General features: G+C 59.8%; 15 protein-coding genes and 3 pseudogenes. 9 read left to right on the top strand and 9 right to left on the bottom strand.

Annotated elements, in window-relative coordinates:
- Nucleotides 1-25: 25 nt before the first annotated feature.
- Nucleotides 26-1,810, top strand: coding sequence for an N-acetylglutaminylglutamine amidotransferase (locus ABIA70_RS11525; RefSeq protein WP_354147689.1), 1,785 nt, complete (start codon nt 26-28; stop codon nt 1,808-1,810).
- Nucleotides 1,811-2,065: 255 nt separating this feature from the next.
- Here the strand turns inward: ABIA70_RS11525 and ABIA70_RS11520 are convergent, their stop codons facing one another.
- Entirely contained in the window at nt 2,066-4,762 is a 2,697-nt protein-coding gene (locus ABIA70_RS11520) for an FG-GAP-like repeat-containing protein (protein ID WP_354147688.1), read from the bottom strand.
- A gap of 773 nt (nt 4,763-5,535) precedes the next feature.
- Here ABIA70_RS11520 and ABIA70_RS11515 point away from each other — a divergent pair.
- From ABIA70_RS11515 to ABIA70_RS11505, 3 genes and pseudogenes are all read left to right on the top strand, one after another.
- Nucleotides 5,536-6,690, top strand: a pseudogene (locus tag ABIA70_RS11515) (IS3 family transposase).
- Nucleotides 6,691-7,161: 471 nt separating this feature from the next.
- Complete coding sequence (locus ABIA70_RS11510) at nt 7,162-7,473, top strand: YciI-like protein (protein WP_354147687.1); 312 nt, start codon at nt 7,162-7,164, stop codon at nt 7,471-7,473.
- A gap of 147 nt (nt 7,474-7,620) precedes the next feature.
- A pseudogene (locus ABIA70_RS11505) lies at nt 7,621-7,825 on the top strand (recombinase family protein); the annotation flags it as partial.
- A 72-nt stretch (nt 7,826-7,897) separates the two neighbouring features.
- On the opposite strand, the gene ABIA70_RS11500 reads toward ABIA70_RS11505, so the two are convergent.
- Complete coding sequence (locus ABIA70_RS11500; RefSeq protein WP_354147686.1) at nt 7,898-10,888, bottom strand: TIR domain-containing protein; 2,991 nt, start codon at nt 10,886-10,888, stop codon at nt 7,898-7,900.
- Nucleotides 10,889-10,935: 47 nt separating this feature from the next.
- Entirely contained in the window at nt 10,936-11,406 is a 471-nt protein-coding gene (locus ABIA70_RS11495) for a DUF8243 domain-containing protein (RefSeq protein WP_354147685.1), read from the bottom strand.
- A 117-nt stretch (nt 11,407-11,523) separates the two neighbouring features.
- Here ABIA70_RS11495 and ABIA70_RS11490 point away from each other — a divergent pair.
- Both ABIA70_RS11490 and ABIA70_RS11485 read left to right on the top strand, forming a co-directional pair.
- Nucleotides 11,524-11,923 (top strand): annotated as a pseudogene (locus ABIA70_RS11490) (recombinase family protein); the annotation flags it as partial.
- Nucleotides 11,924-12,720: 797 nt separating this feature from the next.
- On the top strand, nt 12,721-15,141 hold the full coding sequence (locus tag ABIA70_RS11485) for a hypothetical protein (RefSeq protein WP_354147684.1): 2,421 nt from the start codon (nt 12,721-12,723) through the stop codon (nt 15,139-15,141).
- Nucleotides 15,142-16,080: 939 nt separating this feature from the next.
- On the opposite strand, the gene ABIA70_RS11480 is transcribed toward ABIA70_RS11485, so the two are convergent.
- The gene (locus tag ABIA70_RS11480) at nt 16,081-17,364 is read right to left on the bottom strand and encodes a toll/interleukin-1 receptor domain-containing protein (protein ID WP_354147683.1); all 1,284 of its coding nucleotides are present in this window, start codon (nt 17,362-17,364) and stop codon (nt 16,081-16,083) included.
- 459 nt (nt 17,365-17,823) lie between these two features.
- Here ABIA70_RS11480 and ABIA70_RS11475 point away from each other — a divergent pair, with 459 nt between their 5' ends.
- Nucleotides 17,824-18,393 (top strand): hypothetical protein, encoded by a 570-nt coding sequence (locus tag ABIA70_RS11475; RefSeq protein WP_354147682.1) that lies wholly within the window; start codon nt 17,824-17,826, stop codon nt 18,391-18,393.
- 192 nt (nt 18,394-18,585) lie between these two features.
- Here the strand turns inward: ABIA70_RS11475 and ABIA70_RS11470 are convergent, their stop codons facing one another.
- Nucleotides 18,586-19,602 carry a TIR domain-containing protein gene (locus tag ABIA70_RS11470; protein WP_354147681.1) on the bottom strand — a complete coding sequence of 339 codons (1,017 nt, stop codon included), beginning with the start codon at nt 19,600-19,602 and terminating at the stop codon, nt 18,586-18,588.
- A gap of 231 nt (nt 19,603-19,833) precedes the next feature.
- Here ABIA70_RS11470 and ABIA70_RS11465 point away from each other — a divergent pair, with 231 nt between their 5' ends.
- Both ABIA70_RS11465 and ABIA70_RS11460 read left to right on the top strand, forming a co-directional pair.
- Nucleotides 19,834-20,370 (top strand): type ISP restriction/modification enzyme, encoded by a 537-nt coding sequence (locus tag ABIA70_RS11465; protein ID WP_354147680.1) that lies wholly within the window; start codon nt 19,834-19,836, stop codon nt 20,368-20,370.
- A 203-nt stretch (nt 20,371-20,573) separates the two neighbouring features.
- On the top strand, nt 20,574-20,768 hold the full coding sequence (locus ABIA70_RS11460) for a hypothetical protein (RefSeq protein ID WP_354147679.1): 195 nt from the start codon (nt 20,574-20,576) through the stop codon (nt 20,766-20,768).
- Here ABIA70_RS11460 and ABIA70_RS11455 read toward each other — a convergent pair.
- The 4 genes from ABIA70_RS11455 to ABIA70_RS11440 all read right to left on the bottom strand — a co-directional run bounded on the left by ABIA70_RS11455 (nt 20,765) and on the right by ABIA70_RS11440 (nt 23,606).
- On the bottom strand, nt 20,765-20,893 hold the full coding sequence (locus tag ABIA70_RS11455) for a hypothetical protein (RefSeq protein ID WP_354147678.1): 129 nt from the start codon (nt 20,891-20,893) through the stop codon (nt 20,765-20,767). The genes ABIA70_RS11460 and ABIA70_RS11455 overlap by 4 nt on opposite strands.
- Nucleotides 20,894-21,801: 908 nt before the next feature.
- Nucleotides 21,802-22,347, bottom strand: a complete 546-nt coding sequence (locus tag ABIA70_RS11450; RefSeq protein ID WP_354147677.1) for a toll/interleukin-1 receptor domain-containing protein — start codon at nt 22,345-22,347, stop codon at nt 21,802-21,804.
- Between the two features lie 20 nt (nt 22,348-22,367).
- Nucleotides 22,368-23,250, bottom strand: a protein-coding gene (locus ABIA70_RS11445; protein WP_502917197.1) for an IS5 family transposase whose coding sequence is annotated in 2 segments (ribosomal slippage) — nt 22,368-22,889 and nt 22,891-23,250 — 882 coding nt in all. Because the reading frame shifts where the segments join, the coding sequence is not laid out codon by codon here.
- A 32-nt stretch (nt 23,251-23,282) separates the two neighbouring features.
- Nucleotides 23,283-23,606 carry a hypothetical protein gene (locus ABIA70_RS11440; protein WP_354147676.1) on the bottom strand — a complete coding sequence of 108 codons (324 nt, stop codon included), beginning with the start codon at nt 23,604-23,606 and terminating at the stop codon, nt 23,283-23,285.
- Between the last annotated feature and the right edge of the window lie 162 nt (nt 23,607-23,768).

Raw genomic sequence — 23,768 nt, 5'->3', positions numbered from 1 at the left:
ACTCATCGGTCACGGAGGTGGAGGCATGTGTGGGATTGCTGGTGAAATAGCCTTCCGTGGTAGTCGCGCGGAAACGAAAGCCGTGGCCGCGATGACCGCAGCACTGGCTTCGCGGGGGCCCGATGGTGACGGGAGGTGGACGAACGGGTGGGTTTCCCTCGGGCACCGGCGGCTGAGCGTCATTGACTTGTCCGCAGCGGGAGCCCAGCCCATGGTGGACAAAGAACTTGGACTCGCCGTCGTCTTCAACGGCTGCATCTTCAATCATCATGAGTTGCGCTGTGAGCTGGAGCGGCGGTACACATTCACGTCCACCAGCGACACTGAGGTGATCCTAAAGGCGTACGATCGGTGGGGCGAGAATTTCGTGGACCACGTGGTGGGAATGTTTGCCGTAGCCGTTGTTGACGAACGGCTACGGCGTGTCGTTTTCGCTAGGGACCGGCTGGGAATCAAGCCGCTGTACACCGCTAGAGTGGACGGGCGGCTCCGCTTTGCCTCGACCTTGCCCGCGCTGTTGGCAGGCGGCGGTATTGACCAGACACTCGACGCGTCAGCACTTCACCATTTCCTCACCTGGCACACAATAGTGCCAGCCCCGCGGACCATCCTTCAGGGGGTGGAGAAGCTGCCGGCAGCCACGATCCGTGTTGTCGACTTTGATGGCTCCCAAAGGGACCGGGTGTACTGGCAGCCCGATTACGTCCGCGATCCGGACCTTGCAGGCTGGAGCCTCAACGACTGGAGCGAGGCGCTGCATCACTCCTTGCTGACAGCGGTTCAACGACAGATGGTTTCCGACATTCCGGTCGGCGTGCTCCTCTCGGGGGGCTTGGACTCAAGTCTGTTGGTTGCGTTGCTGTCTGAGGCGGGGCAGCACACAGTAAGCACGTTCAGCATCGGCTTTGATGGCACGAGAAGAGAGCCTGGCGACGAGTTTGAGCAGTCCGATCTGGTCGCTCAAATTTTCGGCGCGGATCACCACCGGCTACATGTAGGCATTGACGACCTTGTCGCAGGCGTGGACTGCTCCGTGCAAGCCATGACAGAGCCGATGGGCAGCCATGATGTTGCGGCTTTCTACCTTTTGTCCAAATCAGTTTCCGAGCACGTCAAGGTGGTACAAACCGGCCAAGGCGCCGACGAGATATTCGCCGGCTACGCCTATCATCAGCCGGCTGCCACCGTCCATCGAGGTTTGGCCCTGGAGACTTTCATCAAAGCGTTCGCTGACCGCGACCATGCTGTCATGTCGCAGGTCCTCGAGCCGGACTACTGTTGCGATGAGGACTCAAGCCGCAACCTGCTCGCAGCCTGCATGGCTTTACCCGGGGCTGAAACAGCTCTGGACGCTGTCTTGCGATTGGACACCCATCTGCTCATGGTTGATGACCCGGTCAAGCGTCTTGACAGTATGACAATGGCATGGGGCTTGGAGGCACGGGTACCGTTTCTGGATCAGGACCTCGTAGCACTGGCTGCGGCGTGCCCGCCGGAATTCAAGGCAGCACACGGTGGCAAGTGGGTGCTCAAGGCGCTGGGGCGGCGACTCCTGCCGTCCGCCATCGTTAACCGGCCCAAAAGATACTTCCCGGTGCCCGCCCTGCGCCTCATGGAAGAGCCCTTCCTCACGATGGTGAAGGATGCGCTCTACGCCCCCGAAGCCAAGCGGCGCAAGCTCTACCGGCCCGAATATATCGAAACTCTTTTGAGCGACCCGAGCGGGAACTTCACCCCAGTGAACGCCAACGCGCTGTGGCAGTTGGCCATCCTGGAGATGTGGCTTCAACAGCACGGAATCTCCGCATAGGAAGGACGACCCAAACCCAGATTCAATAAGGCGGTAGGCTCACCAGCCAGGACCCTCACGCCTTGAACATCTACACCGCACCCGAGTCGCCACCCCTGCTAATCTCGACGTCCGCCGGCGCGTTGCGCCGTGATGAACTGCCGCAAACGACTCCAGCAGCTCCTTATTGGCGGTTTCGATGCCCTGGTGGAGTTCTCCTAGCTGGCCCTTTACCTTCCTTTCCTGTGTCGGAGACCGTCTTCCCACCCCACGTGGTCAGATGCCGTGACCGAAGTCGTTATCGGCTGTGTTGAGTAGCCAGCCACCGAAACGCGTGCCATTGGGCTGCATCGTCGGCGCGCTCATTGTGGTGCCGGCTTGTTCCAGGATTCCCAGCCCCCAGGGGCTGCTGACGAGGACTTCCGCACGCCCGTCCCCGTCGAAGTCCGCCGCCGTCCCCAGCCGGTTGTCGGCTGTGTTGAGTAGCCAGCCTCCGAAGCGGGTGCCGTTGGGCTGCATCATCGGTGCGGTCATGGCGGCACCGCTTTGCTTGAGGATGCCGACTCCCCACGGGCTCGTGACCAAGACTTCCGAACGCCCGTCACCGTCGAAATCGCGCGCAGGGCCGAAGCTGTTGTCGGCTGTGTTGAGCAGCCACCCGCCGAAACGGGTGCCGTTAGGCGCCATCATCGGTACGGAAAACGTTCCGCCGGCGAGCTTCAGGATCCCGATCCCCCACGGGCTTGAGACAAGGATCTCCGGCTTCCCGTCGCCGTCGAAATCGCCGACCGGCCCAAACCTGTTGTCAGCTGTGTTAAGCAGCCAGCCACCGAAACGGGTGCCGTTCGGTGCCATCATCACTGCGTCGAGCGTTGAACCATTCTGTCGCAATACACCGATACCCCAGGGGCTGGTCACCAGAATTTCCGCCCGTCCGTCGCCATTAAAATCGCCGACCGGCCCAAACGCGTTGTCGGCCGTGTTAAGCAGCCAGCCACCGAAACGCGTGCCGTTCGGTGCCATCATAGGTGCGGCCATGGTCGCGCCAGCCTGTTCGAGTATCCCGAGCCCCCAGGGGCTGGTCACCAACAATTCCGCGCGCCGATCGCCGTCAAAGTCCGCTGCCGGTCCGAAGCTGTTGTCGCGGGTGTTGAGCAGCCAGCCGCCGAAACGGGTTCCGTTCGGCTGCATCGTCGGCGCAGTCATGCTGGCACCGGCTTGCTCCCAGATTCCGATCCCCCACGGGCTGCTGACGAACGCTTCCGCGCGTCCGTCGCCGTCGTAGTCGGCCACCGGTCCGAGGAAATTGTCGGCCGTGTTGAGCAGCCAGCCACCGAAACGCGTGCCGTTGGGCTGCATCATCGGTGCCGTCATCGTGGCGCCGTTCTGCCTGAGCAGACCGACTCCCCACGGGCTGGTGACCAGGACCTCCGCGCGACCATCGCCGTCGAAGTCCGCGCTTCGGCACGCAAACTTGGCGGCAGCCGGAAGCAGGGTGCGCAAATCCGGACGGTTACCGATCCGCTGCGTTGCGGGACGCCCGGCTGCGTCCTGCTGTGGGGAACCGTTGTTTCGCAGCAACAGACGCGCCTCTGGAGATGTCAGCCGTCGGATGCCACGGGCCTTGAGCGCACCCTGTACTCCGACGATTGCCCCGGTAACAACCGGTGACGCGCTAGAGGTTCCATTGAAGCCGTCGGTATACCAGAGGTCAGGGTTCGCCCCTCCCTGCAGATCGCCGTATCCAGTCGTCGTGACCTCGACCCCCCAGCCCTGAGCATCAACCCTGGAACCGTAGTTGGAAAAAGCCAGCCGCGAACGATCAGGGCCATTGTCATTTCCGTGCGTCCCTGGTGGCGGTGCGCCAGCACCAACGACAATCGCGCCCGAGGACGGATTGGCCAAGTTGAAAGGGTTCCGCCAGCTCGCCGGAAATCCAGCCTGTGGGGTGCCATAAACCGCGTCGTCGAAGTTCTGGGACCCGTTGCCGGCCGCCTCGACCACGACGATCCCCCTGGCCACGGCGTACCGGATCGCGGCGAAGTCGTCAGGCCACCATTCGATCGCAATAAAGCCGAACTGACCGCGTGGCGGATTAGGCGTATTGGGTCCGGGACGGTGGATCTCGAGCAAGAGCACGTCCCCGGCGACGAGCTTATCCGCAGCCGCCTTAATCGCGGCCGAACTGGATTGGTCATTAAAGGACGAGGCACTGATGACCGCGTCCGGTGCGATCCCCGTGATGCCGATTCCGTTGCGGTCGCCGCTGATGACGCCCAGCACGGCCGTGCCGTGGTTGGTATCGGTGCTTCCGGTGCCGGCGACGACGCCGCCCTGGTTGCCCTGCAGGTCCTCATGGGTAAAACGCCAGCCCCACTCGCAGTCGATCACCCGAACACCGGTGCCGCCACCGCCGGGGATGGTCCAGGCAAGCTTCGCATCCACACCGCCGGGTGCGGCATTCAGATAACCCTGCCGATCAACCCACATCGGCGTAGCAGGCGGTGCATCACTTCGATCCGGCTGCATCATGTTGAACTGCATTTCCTCCATATCAAGCTTCGGTGCGGACGCCGCCGGCTTGATATACGCCGACTCCACCAAATCGTTGGCCTGCAGCTCTTCGGCCAGGCTCTCCAGCTGATCAGCCGGCGCCTCCACGCGGTAGTACGTTGCCAGGTCAGGTACCTCGACCGCAGAGTTGGAGGGTAACGCCGCCTCGAGGTCGTCCTGCTGCCGCCTCAGCCGATCCTCGCTGAGCCCGAACAGCGGGCGGAGGACCGCCCCATGCACGTCAAGAATCGACTGCAAGGGGGACACATCAGCTTCCGGTGAGGCCACACCGGAAGCGCCAGCGCGGATGTGCGCGGCCGGCGCAAAGACAGCAATCAGTTCGGGGGCTTGTGCGCCCGCGGGTTGAAGCGGCTCAAAAGGTTGCGAGGGGGATGTTGGGGTGGAATCGTCTGCGGACATGGCTGGTACTCCTCATAAGGTCGCAACAAATAGAATCGGCGTCAATGGCGAAAACGCACGTGGCCCCTAAACGACACGTGCCCGAACCCGATAGGCTGCTGCCGTCTTCTCGGGCAGCGCCATTGCATACACTCCCGCGTTGGCTAGCAGGCTGCCTCGATCACCACCAACGGCAATGGGTATGGAATTTGTGCTGATCCTAGGCATTGCTGCGTTACTGTCGCGTTACTGAAAGTGATGCTAAACAGCAGCAGCGACACCGAGGCGCCGGAGCGGGGCCTCAGCCTGGTCCTTGCTCAGCCCCTCGGTGCTGGAGTGATCGGGTACACGTACCGGCTTCGGATTCTGCTGATTCTCAAGGCGCCCTCATCGCGCGCCCCGCTCGCCGGCTCTCAACCGAACAGGCCGAGAACAGAACCGGAAATCTCGGACCGTTTGCATCAGCAGCAACTCGGGGAGGAAAGCCATTCCCGAGCATCCAGCTCCCCCAAGCGGCACATCGTCCCCGCTCGATGCCGGTGTAGGTTCACCCGCGACAGCAGCGAAGGCTGTCTCGGAGCGGACCCAGCATGGCTCATCTCCGTGAGCCCGCACAGTCCGTTATCCTTGCGGTATAGCCGCTGCCCGGTTCCCTGCTACCCAGGTATTCGCCGTCGAAATCGACAAGCCGTCCGGTCTCTACCCGCACGCCCACAGAAGGGACTGCCCCCCAGTTTGGAACTGCCCCCGGTTTTGTTGACTCCTTGACCTGGCGAGCTTGTGCTCGTGGAAGGATGTTGACCACGCCTACGGCTTTTGGGGCGGAGTTCCGCCAGGATGTTATTGATATGGCCCGGAAGGGTGAGGCGCCGTTGGCGCAGATCGCGAAGGATTTCGGGCTTTCGGTCACGACGTTGAAGCGCTGGATTGCCATCGCCGAACGCAAGGAATCCGGCACGGCAGAGACCGCGGCGGCAGAGTCGGCTGAGATGCGAGAGTTGAAGAAGCGGAACCGGTTGTTGGAGCAGGAGAATGAGATTCTGCGCCGGGCGGCTGCCTATCTGGCGAGGGACATCAACCCAAAATGATCTACCCGCTGGTCACGGATCTTGCCGCCGACGGTGTTCCCGTGGCGGTGACCTGCAGGGTGTTGGGATTTAGCAAGCAAGGCTATTACCGGTGGAGGGCGCGCCCGGTGACGGAACGGGATTGGGTCGATGCGCACCTGGTCAACGCCGCCCTGGACATCCACGCCGACGACCCCGCATTCGGGTCCCGGTTCATCGCCGACGAACTCCCGGCGAAGGGCATCACGGCGGGCGAGAACAGGGTCCAGCGCTTATGCAGGGACCACGGCATCTGGTCGGTGTTCTCGAAGAAGCGTGGCCTGAACCCCAGACCAGGGCCCGGTCCACGACGACCTGGTCGAGCGAGATTTCACCGCCGCGGCGCCGAACGAGCTGTGGCTGACGGACATCACCGAGCACCCCACTGCCGAGGGGAAGCTCTATCTCTGCGCGGTGAAGGACGTCTATTCCGGCCGGATCGTGGGTTACTCGATGGACTCACGGATGAAGTCCTCGCTGGCGGTGTCAGCGCTGGAGAACGCAGTCCGGGCACGCCGCCCGGCAGCGACCGTGGTGCACTCGGATCGCGGGTCCCAGTTCCGGTCCCGTCGCTTCGTTGAATCACTGCGGCACCACGGGCTCACAGGATCGATGGGCAGGGTCGGTGCGTGTGCGGACAACGCCGCGATGGAATCGTTCTTCTCGCTGCTGCAAAAGAACGTCCTGGACCGTCAGCGGTGGCTTACCAGGCAGGACCTCCGGCTGGCTATCACGAGCTGGATCGAGCGGACCTATCACCGCCGGCGACGGCAAAGACGGCTGGGAAAACTCACGCCAATCGAATATGAAACAATCAACCGGACCGCGCTCACAGCGGCCTAAGACCCCGAGTCAACAAAAGCCGGGGCAGTCCCGGTCGGGATGATTGTGAACGCGACCGCAAGCCCGTTTGGGCGGCTACGTTTCCGATCGCTCCAAGCGGCGCAAGTCATTCGCGTTCTTCGTTCTAGTCAATATGTCTGGCGAATCCGTCCCTCGGCTCCTTCAAAAAGGCGGGCGGGCGGCCGTGCAATTTTGGTGACGTGGGAGCTGTAGTCCCCTTGCCACAGCTCCAAAACCGGTTGCTTCCAGCACAAGGTCCAACCAGGCGACGCGATTGGCGAACCGCTTGACTTTTCTTGGGGCAGTCCAGCGATAAGACTCATGCTCCCAGACGATTAGACGTCGGCAGCACAGACAACGCAGAGACTGCAACGTTGGCCGAGAACAAGGGCCCAACGTCTCTCAGCTTGGGACATCCCAACCAGAAAACATATAACCGCTCACAACCATCAACGAAATGGACTGACACCCATGCACGCCGTTCTCGAATACACCTACGATGCCAACTACCTTCAAACCCGCGAACAGTACCGCGTAGACCACCTCAGGGCCGCGTGGGAAGCAGTCGCACGGGGTCAGCTTCTAGTGGGCGGGGCCGTTGGCGACGGACCCTTCAGCGGTCTGATGATCTTCACGGGTGAGAAGCCACTCGAGGCCGCAAAAGCATTTGCGGCTGCCGATCCCTACGTCACCTACGTCACCGGAGGCGTAGCGACGTCATGGGCTGCCCGCCCGTGGACCACCGTGCTCGGGAAAGGGGCGGCGACACCGGTCCACCCCTGAGTCCGACCGCAGCACTCCGCGGCAAGACGATGACATCATCGCTGTCTTCCGTCACCAGCTGCGGGCGGGTGCCCTGAAAGGTATGCATCATGCCCCGACAAACAAGCCAAAAGCGGAGCGTCTGCACCCCCAACGTGAACCGGGTACGTGCGGGTCAGCACCCCTGGACCAAAACGAGAAACGCCAACTCGAAGGCCAGGTTCTGGACAGGGTCTTCACCGATGAAGCCTTCGGAAGGGACACCGCACGGCCGCAACTCACGGAACTGCTGCGGTTTGCCCGCGACGGCGACACAGTCATCGTGCACAGCATGGACCGACTGGCCCGCAACCTCGACGATCTGCGCGCCCTCGATCGCCAAACACGAATGGAGATTTGGAGAGCTTCGTTCTCAACCGGTGGTCGTGCTGAGGATTCAATTCGGTTACACCCACCCAGTTTCCCCACCAACGTCTGTCGCTGCCCGCTGCTGGAGTTCTTGATGCTTGTGCTGCTCGTCTGCGCGGCCCAGTAGGCCGAAGGATTCAGCGAGATCGCCGAGGGCCTCGGCGTAGAACGCACTGTGCTCCCCCGTCTGCTCGCGCCAATATTCAGCCAAATCTTGCTGGCGTGGGATTGCCTCGCCGGCCGCGCCGCTTCTCGCCAGCATGATGAGTTGCTGGCGCCGCGCTCGAAGCGTTAGCCGGTGTTGGTCGCCGAGTGCGTGTGTCATCCGCGGGACTAGGTCATCGAAGATGGCTGTGGCGTCCGCAGGTGCGCCCGCTGTTCCCATAAGCGCCGCGCGGTTGTGCTCGGCCAGCAGCGCAGCGGTGTCGTTATCCGGCAGACGTGAAGCCGCATTGCAAGCAGCCTCGAGCAGATCGAGGGCGCGTTTGTACCGCCCCGCGCGGCGCAGCATCTCTCCCGCTGTCGCGAGTCCGGTAACCACGGCTCTGACGTCGACTGATTCTGGGAGCGAGTGAAAAGTCACTAATTGAGTGTAAATTTCGTCGTCTGGTGGATCGGGCAAGCCTGACAGTACGAGAAGTAAACGGGCTTTAGCCTCCCATGTAGCTTCGTGGTCCACGCCGTAGAGGGCGCTGCAACGTTCCACGAGCCTGCGTGCTAACGGCAGCGCCTCTGCCCAATTTCCGACTTTTACCAATCGTTCGATGAAGTTGCTGACGCTGGTCAAAGTCGTCGTGTGGTCCTCGCCGAGCACGTGAGTGCGCCGGGCAACGAGGTCGGTATATGCCGCGATTGCGTCTGGATAGGGGCTTGGAGTAATGCCCTGCGAGAGCAGGCTATGTAACGAGAATAGCGTGTGTGGATCGTCAGGACCGAGCGTCCTGAGGCGGCGCTCGTAAGCATCGAGGTGGAGCCGTCGTGAACGTTCCGGCTCCACAGCGAAAATTGCGTTCGCAAGGTTATGTTGGACGGTTAGCGTGTCGCGATCATCTGATCCAAAGAGGCGCGTCAATGCAGCAAGTATCGCCTCAAAATCCTGGACCGTAGAACCAGGCTCGGCCTTTCCGAGATCGAGCGCTAGATTTGCAGCGACGATAAGTGATTCCCGCGTTTCCGCTCCGCCACTCTTCAAATGCGTCTTGTCGACCGCCAGAGCATGGATCTGCGCCGCTTCCGGGTAGCGCTGCTCGACATGCAAAAAGCGACCCAAGACGCGTAACGCGCGAAGGTCAAACGTGTCGGTCGGTAATGCTGACCGGAGCGCAAGAGATACTCCGAAGGCGGCAAGCCGCCGTTTATCGCCATGAGTAGAGATGTCCTCGACATCCCCAATATCGGTAACGATTTGGATTGACAGGTCCTCAATGACGGCGGCGTGGAAGTTCTCAAGTTTTTGGATGTATTGGAGCGCCGAGAAGCCGACGAGGCCATGCAGTTCGATGGTGTCTGGATCTAAAGTGCGAACCAAGGAAAGATTGAGTAACTCACCTAGCGCTTGGCGAGTCCCGGAGTTGGTTAGTTCCCCGCTAATGAAGTGCCGCACTACCGCCACTAAAGTGTGCACAGGCAGTGGCCCCACGTTAGCTGTTGCTGCCACTGCGAGCATAATGAAGGCTTCCTCCCTAAGCCGGCGAATGCTCGGCGCAAAGGTGGCCATCGCGCTGCTCGTGTGCCCAGTTGGAGAAACGGAAGTCCAGGCATTGGCGGCCGCTTCCTCGACTAAGGCCAGTTCGGCTCCCGGCTTATTGAGCTCGGCGAGTAGGGAGCCGGCGGAAGAACCGGGCAGGGCGACTAAGGCGCCGACGACTTCGATCGCCAAAGGGAGGTGACCTAGCTTCACAACTAATTCGAGGGCGTCGTTCTCGTCCGCTTCCTCGGCCTTAGACCTCTGAGCCAGGAGCAGTTCGACGGCCTCTTCGTCGTCCATAAGTTTGAGCGGCAGATTGGGCATGTGTCGGTAGGCCGATCCCTGGGTAGTGACTACGGTTCGGCCCCCTCTGATCGGTGGCAGCACGGAATCGAACTCGTCGGCAGATAGGCCGGCTGGGAGGTCGTCGACAACCCATAGGAAGGGCCCGTCGAGTGAGCCGAGATGGTCGGCGATGACATCGTCTTGATTCGGAGGCTGGTCAGCAAGATCGGCGTCACCCGGAAGGATCTGGAGGGGGCGCAACTGACGGGCAATAAGTCCGAGCTGAGTCTTGAGTAGAGGCTGGACTTGCTTTGCGCCTTGCTCACCCTCGGTTGGGATGCTAAGCCGGAGCCAGAAGATTCCGCCTGGGTAGGCCGCAGCGAATCGGTTGGCGTATTCGCTTACTAGTGCGGTCTTGCCTAATCCACCCATGCCCTGAACGACGACAGCAGGAGGTACGGGTGCGCCACCAGCAACAGTAGGGGGTGGCCGTAGCAACCCATCTAGCGCCCAGAGTTCCGACGCGCGGCCCACGAACCGATTGAACCTTGAAGGCGGGTCGCCATACCAAGGGACGGCATCCGCATCTACAAGCTGTGTGAAGGTGCCGTGCGTCGCATTAGCACGGTCTACTACTCGACGGGCAAGCGCAGCCCAGCCCTCAGTGTCCTCCACCCGCGGCGCGGCCGCAATCAGATTTGCGCGCAGCGACGTCGGCAAGATGTGTTCCATGGTTGGCTCGGGGTTGACAACGAAGACGCGAGACGGATCTACGGCTACAGCAGCCGTAAGCTCCCAATGGCATGCTCTTCGGCTGGCGTACGCGTCGGAGTACCAACACACAAACAAAACTGACTCGGCCATTCCTGACCGAACTCGGGCTTCGATCGCATCGAAGTCGTCAATATCGGCATCGTCAAAAAAGACATTGATTCCTAGCTTCATGAGACAGTTTCGCAGCATCGGAGCCAACCCGCGACGCGGGTTCTCCGCCATGCGCTGTTCATTCTGATCGAGCCAGGCATGACTGAGGAACACGGAACCTGATCCGGCCATACTACCCCTCTCTAATCGGTGTTTATCGACCTTATGTTCCCCTTGCCCTAGGCGTACATGTAATTACGTTTATGGTGATAAACCGCCATGAGATGCCGGTTACCGCAACTCAAGCATGCAAATTCACGCCCAGAGCTGGACATCTCGAATATGTTCTCGTTCCCATAAATGGTGTCCCGAAGGAGTGTTTTGCTGTGGATACCATGGGCTAATGCCGTGTGCACTACATCTAGGGCACTTGGGACCCGACCACAAACACAAATGCGGGTTTCATCAGATGGTATAAAGCCAAACTCCTCAATGTAGCCCAAAGGCAAATCTAGGAGCCCTTCCATGTATCGAAGTTCGCTCAAGGGTGTTAGTTGATACCGTTTGTCCCCCGTTACAAGGTTGCTAATGCGTTCAAAGGCAACATCGTCAAGTATGACTTTTGCGGTATACCCTTTACTGTGAAGGTACCTTTTGATGGCTGGAATGCTTTCAAGCGGAACCTTCTCCACGTCAAGGTTCAGCGACATATCTCCTCCTGACGCCTTTCATGTGCCTGCGACCTTCCAGCAGCAGGTCCCGTCAATGATGACACTTGTAGCCAGTACATTCTGGAATGCGTTACTGCAGCGTTACTGTCTATCCCTGGTCTCGTCCAGGGCCTGACACGCAAGGGCGTGCGGGTGGAGTTTGTTGAAGAGAGCCTGTTTTTCACAGGCGAGGACTCCCCATGGCCAGCCTCATGATCTCGCTCATGGGTGCCTTCGCTGAATTGGAACGCTCACTCATCAGGGAACGCCAGAGAGAAGGCATCGCCCTGGCCAGGCAACGCGGCGCCTACAAAGGCCGGAACGGGCAGCGGGGCTGGTTCAGCGCGTCGACGCCGGCGCCCCGAAAGCCCTCCTTGCCCGTGACTACGGCATTAGCAGGGAGACCGTCTACCCGTACCTGCGCCATGCGGTTGGAGCGATTTCAACGCCGCTTCCCTCGGATGTTGCTCCCTCGCCGAGTTGCCGGACTAAGCGAACGTCGGTTGTCGGCTTTTAGGAGGGGCTTCGGGAGTGATTTGGATATGTCCCTGGACGTGGACGAAGTATGTGAAGAGCAACGACGGGGCTCCGCGATGCGTCAGGGCTGAACCGCTTTGAAACACGTTGCTTCCGTAAGGGGCACTCGTTCGAACGGTTCAAGCATAGGTAATATCGCTGGCGGCACCGTCGCAGAGCCATGACTCTGTGCAGCGCATATCAAGCGCCCGTACACCTGCTCTGTGGTCCGTGTAGAGGCGTGTCCGAGCCGACGCGAGATGGTGAACAAGGGCACTCCGTCCTGGATCAGACATAAATTACCACCAGCGAAGAGGCTGACGCTTGCGTCCAGTGATTGCCAAAGTCGACTCTGACGACGAGCATATAAAGCGCCTGCGTCAACTCATCGTCGGGGAGCTGACGGTGCGGACATAAAAGATCTGAACGGACAGCGGCGAAGGCGGCAGACGTTTAGCCTACGCCGCAATCTCAGGTGTCGTGCGAACCTTCGGGAAACGTTATACCCCAGTTCGCGGTTGACGCCTTCGTGACTCGCCTTAGGCTGGTTTACCAAGAGCGTGAAAGCTGCCCTGCGGAGAATTCAGTTGAGCCACGAACGGGAAAACGCTCATTGACGCCGAGCGCTTCCCTCTTGCACTAAAGCGCGCGGAAAAAGCTATTGCCCAACTCGCAGATATCATCCAATAGCTGTAACGGAACAGTAACGCGCATTAGGTAACCTATAGGAATGAATTAGCGAAGGAGTTAACTGAGGACCGTTAGCCTCTGGGGTGACTTAATGAACTGGAGGTACTGATGCCCCAAGCAGATAGTTATGATCATGACGTATTCATCTCATATTCAACAGTAGCGTCGGCACAATTAGGGGCAGCTGTCGAACAAGGCCTGGTGACGTTCGGCAAACCGTGGGACAGCCCCCGTGCCCTGAATGTTTTCCGTGACGTTTCCGAGCAGCCCGCCACCATTGATTTGGCCGCGGAACTTATGGCTCACCTTGACGCCTCCGACTGGCTTATTTATCTCGCATCCCCCGAAGCAGCTGCCTCATACTGGGTCCGGGCCGAGATCGAGCATTGGCTAAGTGCCCGCGGACCCGAGCGCCTGCTGCTAGGCATCGGTAGTGGTGAGATCGGCTGGGACGCGGTGCTGTCTCGCTTCACAGCGAGCACTTCCTGTCTCCCGCCGGAATTGTTGACTACCAAGTCCATGCCTAAGTGGGTGGATTTCCGCGAGGCCAAGTCTCGGAATTTCAGCATTAACGATGAGTGGTTCAGGGACAAAATTGCGGATTTCTCCTCGAAAGTGCGGGATATACCAAAGGCATATTTGGTCGGTTTGCATTGGCGCGAGCACAGGAAGGGGCTCGCGCGCCGAATTGCACAACATGCCGACATGATGATCGAAACAAATGCGAGTTTAGCATTGCAGATGGCTGCGACAGCTAATGAGCTTGACGACGTCCCGGAAACTCGTAACACCTTATCTAGCCTCTTGGAGTACTCGTCTGGGACTACTTCTGTGGAGGGATCACATGGAATAGTTACCGCCATTGCTGCTTTCCCTGGACCTGGAACTGAAAAAGTTGTGTTGGCTCATGCAGACGGGATGATTGACGTATTGACCCCGGCCGCACCCGTGACTCATGCGACTTTGGCGTGCCCTCGGCCCGGCCATGGCCCCACCGCACTCGGTATTAGTCAGGGTGGTCTGGCAGCAGGCTATCTTGACGGTTTTGTAGCCTGCCATGGTCCTGACGTAAAACGGATTATAAAGGTCATGGATGAACCCGTCTTATTGATTGCTCCTGACGAAACCCTCGTACATGTCGCTTGCGCTTCCCACAACAAAGTCATCATCTGCACAGTCGAGAGCGGCGAGCTTCGGGAACTTTCCTGCCGGCACCTTTTAGCGATGAGGTGGACAGGAGATGAGCTATGGATCGGCGATTGGGCAGACCTCTTGCGCTACGACCTTTCTGAAGGGCAACTCACGAAACAGGGCCAACTGTTTACTCTTGCACGTCCAGGGCCAAGAGCCATCACCCCGAGTTTCAAAAAAATGGCGGTAGGGCAACTGGATGGCGGAGCGGTGACAGTCTGGCCAGTACCCTACAACAGTTCAAGCCTTGAGGGCGCACTGCAAGGGCCTCCCGGATTTATGGATGGATTGGCTATCGACGCACCTGGCGAGCACGTTGCTGTCGCGACGGGCGGGCGGCTTCTAGTCTGGGCCCTTTCGTCGCCACAAACGCCCGTCCTTGATCAACAAGGATTGCCCCGCGGCCTCAGTGACCTTCTTGTGGGTGAAGACGGTTCATGGGTCGTGGCCAGGGGGACTGACAAATGTCAGTTGAGGACCAGCGCCTCATCAACCCTTACGCGTCAGGTTCCCTTCAGCGCCTTGGACGTTCCCAGTGTGATTCAAGCCGCTATGGCTGTAGCTTTTTCTCCGGATGGCCAGCTAGTTGCATGGGTAGCTAATCCATCTCGGCCAACATCAGAACGCCCCACGATTTCCACGTGGGACATCTCCGGTTGGTTTCCCGGGCCTAGCGTGAGCCTCCCCATAACCCCGATAGGACTTGCATTCAGTGAAAGTCGGAAGCTGATCGCGGAAGGCTACAAAGAGGTTTCCTACATATGGAACCTCAATACAGATAAGACTGAAGTGACTGACCTTCCGGCTACTTTTGGTTTGCAGACACGGCTCCGACCAGAAGCGACACCAGCAGTCGAGATCTACGAAGAAGGCAAACTCATCGACGAAGTCACCTGGCCCGGTAAGGACTGGCCGGCTTCTTACATGGTTCCTTCCGGGCGTCTCGTTCCCGTTGCATTCCGCTCCGGACGCCTCCTCCTCCGCGACGTCGAGACCCGGACCGATCTCTGGTCAGTAGAGACCGCGACTTTCCACGCGGTCGCCTGCTCCCCTGACGAACGCATAGTCGCTGGCGTTACTCAAGGCGGACGTTTATTGCTCATGGATGCTCCAAGCGGAGGAATCATGGCACGTCTCGAAGTGCCCGCTTCGCAAATACACAAGCTTGCTTTTGCACCCTCCGGCCTCTCCTTAGCCTGCGCCGGGGTTGGAGGGGTCCTGACCTTAATCAACACAGACACGACGTCATGGAGATACGTAGCTGAAACTAGAGCGGGGGGCCGCCTCCCATCATCGGAGCAACAACGTCTTGGACTCGACCAAATCTACTTGCCTTAGAATAGGCTGCAATTTGAACTTGGCTACCCGGTCGACTCTAATGGGCCGCTGGAGTCTTGGTGGACTGAGGCTCCATAGTTCAGGTATGCCGTGCCGTTTTTCGGCACTGCGACTGGCCGTGACCCCCTGCCGCTGATCCGTCGCCCAGAGCCTGCCTTCCGTTGTCGGTATCAGCTGAAGCCGAGTTCGAGGTTGGCCACCTCCGTGAATAGTCTGGTCGTCTCCTCGATCGTGATGGATTGCTGGCCGCCAGGGGGGCTGATAAGGCTATCGCCATGGTTTCCGGTTGCTATGCCGGTGTCCGCCGTCAGGTTCAGGACCACCAAGGGCGGTGCTGGCCGGAAGAGCGCGGCGAGTGTGAAGTCGTTGCTGGTGAGCGCGACGTGCTGGGCCAGGACCTGGCTCGGCGCTGTCGATGATGTTGTTGGTGACCATGAAAGTCTCGTAGAGGGTGAGTAACTCCTTGGCCTCGCCACGGGCAAATAGCCGCAGCGCTTCCAGCATCCACCCGCCGGATCTCCACGTAGTCCTCCAGGAACGGCACGAATTCAGCCCACGAGGCTTCCCAATGCCGCACGATGGCCGGATAGCGCTGGTCCCATTCGGCGGTGAACTCGCGGCGCATCCGAGCCTGTTATCTCGGCCAGCAATGCGATTTGCGCTTGTTGATTGGTGTTGCATTGCTGTCTCTCTGCTGTTAACGCGGCGCAGGGCGGGGATAGCTGGACGAGATCCGTCGGCAATCATAAAGGCGGTAGCGAGACGTTCGCCGACATCCTCCGGTACCTCACGAGAACGTCGGCCGGTGAGGAAGTAAGCATCTGGGAGGAGCCCCTTCATCCAATGCTGGGCCGTTTTTAGCGACATCCTTCGTCCATAGGTGCCCTTCTGCTGACTGGGCGGGGCGGTGTCAAGGCTGGAGGCGTTTCGTAGAGCCCCTTACGCGTTGACCCAACGCCCGATATAACCGGCCGCCACCTCATATTTGCCGTAGGTCCCGTCGCGAAGGATGCCATCGTGCACGCCGCCGGCGTACCAGCCTATTTCGATGGGCAGCAGCCGACCGTTCGCTTGGAAGCTTTTGAACTGGCCGTCTTTCGGAATCTTACTGATGTCGACGTCGTGCACGCTGCCTTGAGGATCAAATAGGTAGACTACCGTTTCGCCGGGACTGCTCATTAGTTTCCAACCCGTCAACGCGTTGAACCGGGCACTGCGCTCTTCGCTGAACAGAGGGAACCAATCGATCATGGCGCCGCTCGCTGTATCTCCTGCACCGACGGGAGCGGCGGGGGCAACAGGAGCCTGCCGGGCTCGGGTTGCCGACCGCGGCCTTTCAAAGTAGCGGTATACCACGGCGGGTGCCGAGCCCTCACCAAGTACAAGGAACCTCTCCCCGCCTCTCGGCTGCAGTCGCCAGGTTAACGATACGGTTTCCGCGCGGCGAGGCTGGTCCGAGTAGTCTTCGGTGGAAAAGTCTGGGTGACGGCGGCTAGCAGTGGCCCTGAAGGCTTCAAGAGTTATGGAAGAACCTGAGACGGTCGCTGCGCCTTCATGGAAGACCTCCATCTCGAAGGTGCCTTTCTGCACTTGTTGCCTCAAGATTCCAACATGTTGATATGTGCCGTTGGAATAGAAGTCGTACTGCAGGATTGCGTCTCCCATCCCCGTACTAATCCATTGGCCGACCAGCTCGGTCGGAAATTTGCTTGCCGGAGACTTGGGGGCTTTCAGGATCTTGCGTATATCTTCAACGATGATCTGGAAGTCCGAGTCGAAGGTTGCATGCCGAAGCCGCCGCGCGTTGATCCGACTAATCATTCCGACGTCAAGCGGCAGGGTCTCCGGCGAGGGCGGGTCTGCTCTTTCGATCAGGATGGGTAGTACGTGCGCATTAAGTTCTAGAGCCGTCGCCACCTCAACATGAACGAAGTCACGTTCGTCGTCGATCCTGCGACGGCGGCCTCCTGACTCCATCCCCTCCCAGTCCGATCCGATGAGTGCAAGAAAGACGGTTGTATCACGAATTGCCTTTGCAATCTTCAGTGGAAAATCTTGACCCGGAAGTATCGCATGAATGTCGATGAAGACCTGCGCACGTGGAAAAGCACCCATCAGCCGATCGCGCAACTTGTAAGCGTATTGTTCTGAGTCAACACGACGATAACTAATGAAGATCCGCGGACTCGTCGAACTATCCCGGGGTTGTCGTCGGAACAACATACTGACCCCCCGCTACTCATCACGAAGTCTGGATCCTAGTGTGGACCGAGACTACGGTCGTGGCAACCCCACTCCGCCATGACTCGGCAACCGGTTAGCGGCCACGTTCAATCAGCGACGAGCCGGAGGTACGGGAGTGTCTGAAAAAAGTGGATCCACGTTTGGACTGACACCCCGCAGAGTGGCTGAAGCCTCCACTACTGCCGAAGGTATTGAGCCCGTTCTCGACCGCCGCGTGCTGCCGTCCGGGCCAACCTTGGCATATGAGATGTATACATGGTCGGACCGTTTATTGGTAGAGACTGGCATCGAATTACTGGTAGAGACTGTCATTGAAGGCTCACGGACTTGAGCATGCTGGTTGGATGACGGATAGTCTTGCAGTCCTTTCACACTAAGCGTAGGGTCTTGGAGCCAGCCAGGAAAAGAATGCTAGGCCCTGAAATAGGGGGAGGCTTAATGCCACTTAAAGAAGTGGGTGTCGAGCTAGGTTGGGGGCCAGCCAAGCTGTCCGGGAAATGGGTTCCGGACGTAGCCGAGCGCGATGCGGCGTGGGAGCTTTACGTGGAGCTCGTCACCAGAATAGCCGTGGCTCCGCTAGGCCGTCGCGAAGGACTTCTGAGAGAGGCCTTAAATTCCCTTTACTCGCTCTTCGGAACGACGCGCGAAGTTTTGCGGAAGTATGGGCCGGCGGTTGCTCGAGCGCCCGAAATCGGCGAGTACCGGCTGGGGCATTTGGCCATTTGGATCTTGAACGCGGTCCTCCGCCCCGTGCTCGCTAGGTGGCACCCGGAGTTACAGCGGTGGGAAAGCCTGCGCCCGACCGAGAGATCGATGGCAGATCACGAAGAGGCATGGGAACGAGCCAATGAGTTGAGAGACGAGCTAGAGCGATTGCGCATCCTGCTCGTCCAGTACGCCCGCATCCTCGCCTTGGTATGTGAGGCGCCAGCACTTATCGACGCCATCGATGAGATCATCGCGGCCCGGTCCTTCCCCACGAATGGGGTGCCGGGGGAAAGCCTTTAGACAGCAAGAACGAGTCGTAGAAATCGCTACGATTCGAACCTTGGTACGTGTCGATGAAGATCGCACAGGATAGGTACGGTTATCGCTCTGGTATGTACTCCCAAACGTCAAGGAAAATTGGCCTTCACTTGATGGATTCCCAACATGTTGCGTGGACGTTTCCACTCCTGCCCGCGAGATCCCCTCTGCGGGTCAGTGTCCGGCCAATGGATGCGCCTGCTTCCATTTTGCGAGTTCGTCAGTCAGCCTTGTCTGTAGTTCATCCTCAAGGTGCTCGATAAGGCACGCCAACGACGCACCCACCGCCTCGTACTCAGGCAGGATGTCATACAGCCGTTCCAGTTCGGGCACCGAGTGGACCGTAGTCGCGAGGTCCTCGCCGCTATCAAGGCGGTCGACTATCCGGCGTGCAAACGTCACAGCACGCTCTCTGGCCTGGGCACGCCATGACGTCACCAGGTTCAACGCCTCGCTGAGGCGATCGAGTCTCTGAAGAGCGTCGTACTTTTCATTCATCAGGTCGAAGTTGAATGGATCCGCGGCTATGGCGGCGTCGAAATCGGTTAACGCGGCACCGGTCTTGCCCTGTTGGAAACGCGCAACACCCCGCCCCAACAGATACTCCGGCCGGGGTTGCGCAGCTGCCGCTTGTTCGAACTCCGACTCCGCGACCGCCCAGTCCTCTCGGTCCGTCGCATCCAGACCTCTGTCGTAATGTTCTTCGGCTGTGCGGCGGCGTACTTCCTCCAAGTTGGGTTGCTTCAAAAATCGCTCGACCAAGACGTTGACGGCCTGGTCGAACAGCGTGTCCAACAATTGCAGTGCGTTGAGTTCAAGCAGCTCACGACGACGTACGAAATCCGGCGAAACCGAGCTCAAACTCGCGCCGTCGACTAATACCGGCACCACATTCTTCCCAAACATCAACGCCCGGTCCAGCTCGCGCCCTACCCAGTCCCCGGAGGAGCCGAGCCCGGTCATCGTCGACTCATCGAGCAACACGACGAAGTGCTCGCACAACTCGATTTGGTTGAGAATGACGGATTCAAACCGCCCCGAGTCGATGTCCTCCACATCGAGGAACACCTCGATGTCCCGCGCTTCCAGAGCCTGCCGCAGCGCACGCGCGACCCAACGCCCTGTCGACCGCCGATAACTCACGAACACCCGCATCACCGCACCCCCAAGACAACGTCCGGTCAACAACAAGAGATGACTCTGCCGACGCCGAAACAGTCACCGTGACCATCTTGCGCTATGAGCTGTCCACCGCGCGAGGGCCAAACATCATCTCTAGGCGGTGAGAAGGGAATGTCCTTTTAACGGTGGCTCCACGGTCGCATTTAGGTCTGGCAGAATACCGGCTCCCCATCGCTTTCCTATCCGCCGCACAGGGCCAGGAACGGGCCGAGTTCCTCCAGCTGTTCGGGCCTGGCCGGCATGGTTGGTCAGTTCGACCAGCGGATGAGCCAGCCGGTATTGCCAGCGGGATATGGATACGTTTCCCCCGAATACCGGACGAGGTTCGCCGCTGACCTGAAGAAGATGCTGCCGCGCATCCCGCAGGTTCCTGGCTCTGACCGGTTCCGTGCCTTTGCGACCGCCGGCCGCGAACTCTCCGCCCTCCATATCGGCTACGAGTCGCTAGAGCCTCACCCGCTGAACGAGGTGGCCACCGGTCTGGCCGTCCAGCAGGACGACTACGCCCGATACGCGGTAACGAAGATGAAGTACGCCGGCAAGGCTGGCGCATGGGACAAGACCCGGATCATCTACAACGCCCACATCAGCCTCCACGTTGTTCTCATCACGCTTCCTATAGGTGAACTCGACAGTCCGCAGACCCGGTACTTCCCCCGGCTGCTTTGTCTCAATGAAGCCCACTTCATTGATGAATTCCACCGTCGAACGCGCTGCCTGGGCTTGGGCCTCGACAAGGGACGAAATGAGGTTTCCGAGTGTCTGGCCGAGCGTTAGCGAAGCCATTGGGTCAATTATGATCGCCACTTCATTCCTCCGGTTCGCCGGGGTCGGAACGGTTGCCGAAGCGGACATCTTCCTGCCCAGCGTGAGTAACAGCTCGGTAAGCCGGTTGTCCCGCAATGACTTGAGTTCTTCGGCGGTTACCAGCACAATCTCAGTGCTCACGAAAGTATCAGCGCGCGACCATCGAGTTCGCCATGTTCCCCCTGACCCTTGAGATCTTGCACGGCGTCCCGAAGGGAGGGAATTTCTTTCCGGACTACGCGATCGAAGACGGCGGCAAGGTCGCTACCTTCCAGCAGCTTCTTGATGGCCGCAGGCAGCGACTCCACGAAGGTTTCTCGGTACTCCAGCGTCACCTCAACGTGGACTTCCTCCTGGCTGTCCTCTAGTGGAGGAGCTGGCCGTTGCCGGCATCGATCTGCTGGTCTTGTGGGACCTCCCGCGTCGCGATCGAGGCTGGTGCCTGCTGGGTGCTCACCAAACCGTTCGTGGCGGTGCTATCGGGACTAGCCAAAGCCGAGCTGCCTCCATCGATGGCGGCCCGACAATGTGTCGAGGTCGACGACCAGACCGCTGTGAACCGACTGCCCGCGCAAATCAGGGCGCTAGTACTCGGTCGCTGACGTTGCCCAGGCCGCCCTTGAGGAAGGCCTCCGGGCCGAGCGGTAGCTGTGCGACCGCCTCGGCGTAGGCCACCAGCAGGTCCGGGTGTTCCCTGGCGCCGCAGCGTGACGACCGCCGGGGCGCTCACGCCTGTCCCGCCCGCTCCCGCGCGTACTTGGCCGGGAGCGCGTCCTGGGCTAGGTGCACATACCCGGCCGTGGTCTCCGCATTGGCATGGCCCATCAAATATCTGGCATTCGAGGAGTCGTCGACGAAGCGATTCGTCGCCTAGTTCGGCTGTCGATGGCCGCACTGATCGCTCGGTTGACAACCCGCTCTCAGCGAGCCTGGTCTCAATATCAATCGCCACCGCATCATCGACGTCGGACGCTGAAATGAGGACATCGAACGTGGACAGCGGTTGTGGAGACCAGTGTGCCCACGGTCCTGCGATATGGCGTTGGAACTTAGCCGGCCCGTCGTCGCGCGATAGGTGCTGCTTGACTAGCAACATCAGCGCGTATATTCCGCCCTCCTGCCCATTGAGCATCGGCACAACCACGAAAAACACTCCTGGCTTCGGGATCTGGCCAACGCGCGCTTTGGACGGGATACATTGCTGGTCCCACGAAAACATCTCGTACAGGGTCATATCCTCGGGAATCGCTTTGAGGTGCATGTCTTCCGGGGTCATCGGCTGGTCGTTCACGGCTATGAGGCTGCGTACGACGTCGGAAACGAGTGAGTGCGTGTCATTTCTGCTTACTCGCGGCGTGATCCCGTTCGACGACGTGACCAGCACAGCGTAGAGATCGCGATTCATCGGGCCCTCCAGCCTGTGACGAGACCTGTCAGGGTGGTGATGTCGTCGAGCGAGACGAGCCGCACGTCATCGCGGGCGAGCAAAGGAGCGGGGACCCATGGCGTGTCCCCCGCAGGCACGACGATAATCGCAATGTCCAGGATCCACGCCGCACCGATCTCGCTGAGCGCCCACGAGCTCCCAGCGACTTGGCCTGATGCAACAAGAACAAGATTACGCGACGCCTTGAGCGCTATCCGTAGCTCATCGTTCCAAAGCGACCCGGCGGCAATGGTCGTATTTGCCAGGAAACAGTTCAGACCCCGACTATTGAGCTTCAGCGTCAGGTCGGACGCTATGAGGAAGTCCGGTGCAGTGAAGCTGATGAACGCGTCATAGGTCGGTAGGGGGTCGGGCTCAAACAAGGTATCCGGACCAGCAAGAAACCGCGCCAGCCGAGGGCCAGCCGAGTCGCTGAGGCGAACGATATGGTACGCGAGTTCTCGGAAGAAGTGCAGCTTGAGATTTAATGGCTCTATGGCTGCACCCTCGTCGTCGTCCACTAGGCCTAGGGCGTGTCTCCTTATTGGCGTAGCCAGATGACAACGGCGTAGAGGACGACGCCGGCTCGATAGGTCAGTGCGAGTTTGTCGTAGCGGGTGGCGATACCGCGCCATTGTTTGAAGAGGCTGAAGGATCTCTCCACAGTGTTGCGGCCTTTGTAGGTCTCGGCATCGAAGTTCACGGGGCGTCCGCCGCGTGAACCGCGTCGTTTGCGGTGTCCTATTTGGTCCGAGGGTTCGGGGATGACGGCTTTGATGCCACGTCCTCGCAGCAGTGCCCGGTTTGCCCTGGACGAGTAAGCCTTGTCGCCCATCACGGCATCAGGGCGGGTCCTGGCACGGCCTCCGCCGAGGCGGGGAACCCGTACTGCCTCCATGACGACCGGAAACATGGGCGAATCGCCGCCCTGACCGGGGCCAAGAATCATTACCAATGGTCGGCCTTTGCCGTCGCAGGCGTGGTGGATCTTGGTGCTCAGCCCGCCGCGGGAGCGGCCGGCGGCGTGATCCGGGGGTTCAGCAAACAGTTTCTTGTAATTCGGGAGTTCCCCCTGTGGCGCGGGGAAGGTTCGTCCCGTGCTGGTGGGCTCGATTGATGGTCGAGTCCACAGAAACCGTCCAGTCGATCACTCCGGCGGCGTCCGCTTCGGCCAGAAGCTGTCCGTGGACCCGGTCCCACGTTCCGTCGGACGCGTACCGGCGGTGCCGCTTCCAAACCGTCTGCCACGGACCGAACTCCGCGGGAAGGTCCCGCCAGGCAATCCCACATCGGTACCGGTAAATGATGCCTTCAACGACTTTGCGATTGCTCCGGAACGGACGCCCACGCATCCCGTCAGAACTCGGCAACAACGGCTCGATCCGGGACCACTGATCATCACTCAAGACAGAAGTTCGCGACACCCCTCAAGCATTCCAGCCAGCCGCCACAGGATTTAGGAGACACGCCCTAGGTCGGCCAGGGACGTCGCTGCCTTCGGAATGATGTATAGAATTCCTGGCGCTGGAATTGAGCCGACGCGAATGTCGTTGGGTAGCTGCTGCATTGCGTCGTCGAAAACGACGCAATCTGAGGAATTCTGTAGGCGGCTGATCTGGTCGACGTCGTGCTCAAGGGTCGACTTGACGACCATGTCAAGAAACTCGCCGAGACCCGTCGACACCGGCACATCGGCGTACGTCGCAAGTTCGAGACCGTTGTCAACCACAATGAGAAAGACACGTCGCATCCGACTCAGCGGCGCAGTCGGCGCAACCATTGGCAAGCCCTTCGTTCGGCGGCAATTTATTCGAGTCAACACGAATCACTCCCCGCGGAAAAGTCCCTACGACAGCGGGCCGGATCGGTCGTGTTTGAGCTCTGCGACGCGGGCCCACCGCACTTGGATGGTGTGGAACCCGCAGCCGCCTCGTTGGCTACA

Origin of the sequence: Arthrobacter sp. 754 (assembly GCF_040548695.1) — a bacterium.
In the GTDB taxonomy this organism is placed as follows: Bacteria; Actinomycetota; Actinomycetes; order Actinomycetales; family Micrococcaceae; genus Arthrobacter.
The sequence above is the reverse complement of the archived record's forward strand: the minus strand, read 5'-3'. Positions and strand labels throughout refer to the sequence as shown.

Excerpts from the sequence above, each read along its gene's own strand:
- ABIA70_RS11465 (WP_354147680.1), top strand. The coding sequence starts at position 19,834 with ATGGTTGGTCAGTTCGACCAGCGGATGAGCCAGCCGGTATTGCCAGCG.
- ABIA70_RS11475 (WP_354147682.1), top strand. The coding sequence starts at position 17,824 with ATGCCACTTAAAGAAGTGGGTGTCGAGCTAGGTTGGGGGCCAGCCAAG.
- ABIA70_RS11480 (WP_354147683.1), bottom strand. The coding sequence starts at position 17,364 with ATGTTGTTCCGACGACAACCCCGGGATAGTTCGACGAGTCCGCGGATC.
- ABIA70_RS11495 (WP_354147685.1), bottom strand. The coding sequence starts at position 11,406 with ATGTCGCTGAACCTTGACGTGGAGAAGGTTCCGCTTGAAAGCATTCCA.
- ABIA70_RS11525 (WP_354147689.1), top strand. The coding sequence starts at position 26 with ATGTGTGGGATTGCTGGTGAAATAGCCTTCCGTGGTAGTCGCGCGGAA.
- ABIA70_RS11440 (WP_354147676.1), bottom strand. The coding sequence starts at position 23,606 with ATGGTTGCGCCGACTGCGCCGCTGAGTCGGATGCGACGTGTCTTTCTC.
- ABIA70_RS11520 (WP_354147688.1), bottom strand. The coding sequence starts at position 4,762 with ATGTCCGCAGACGATTCCACCCCAACATCCCCCTCGCAACCTTTTGAG.
- ABIA70_RS11460 (WP_354147679.1), top strand. The coding sequence starts at position 20,574 with ATGTTCCCCCTGACCCTTGAGATCTTGCACGGCGTCCCGAAGGGAGGG.
- ABIA70_RS11485 (WP_354147684.1), top strand. The coding sequence starts at position 12,721 with ATGCCCCAAGCAGATAGTTATGATCATGACGTATTCATCTCATATTCA.
- ABIA70_RS11500 (WP_354147686.1), bottom strand. The coding sequence starts at position 10,888 with ATGGCCGGATCAGGTTCCGTGTTCCTCAGTCATGCCTGGCTCGATCAG.
- ABIA70_RS11510 (WP_354147687.1), top strand. The coding sequence starts at position 7,162 with ATGCACGCCGTTCTCGAATACACCTACGATGCCAACTACCTTCAAACC.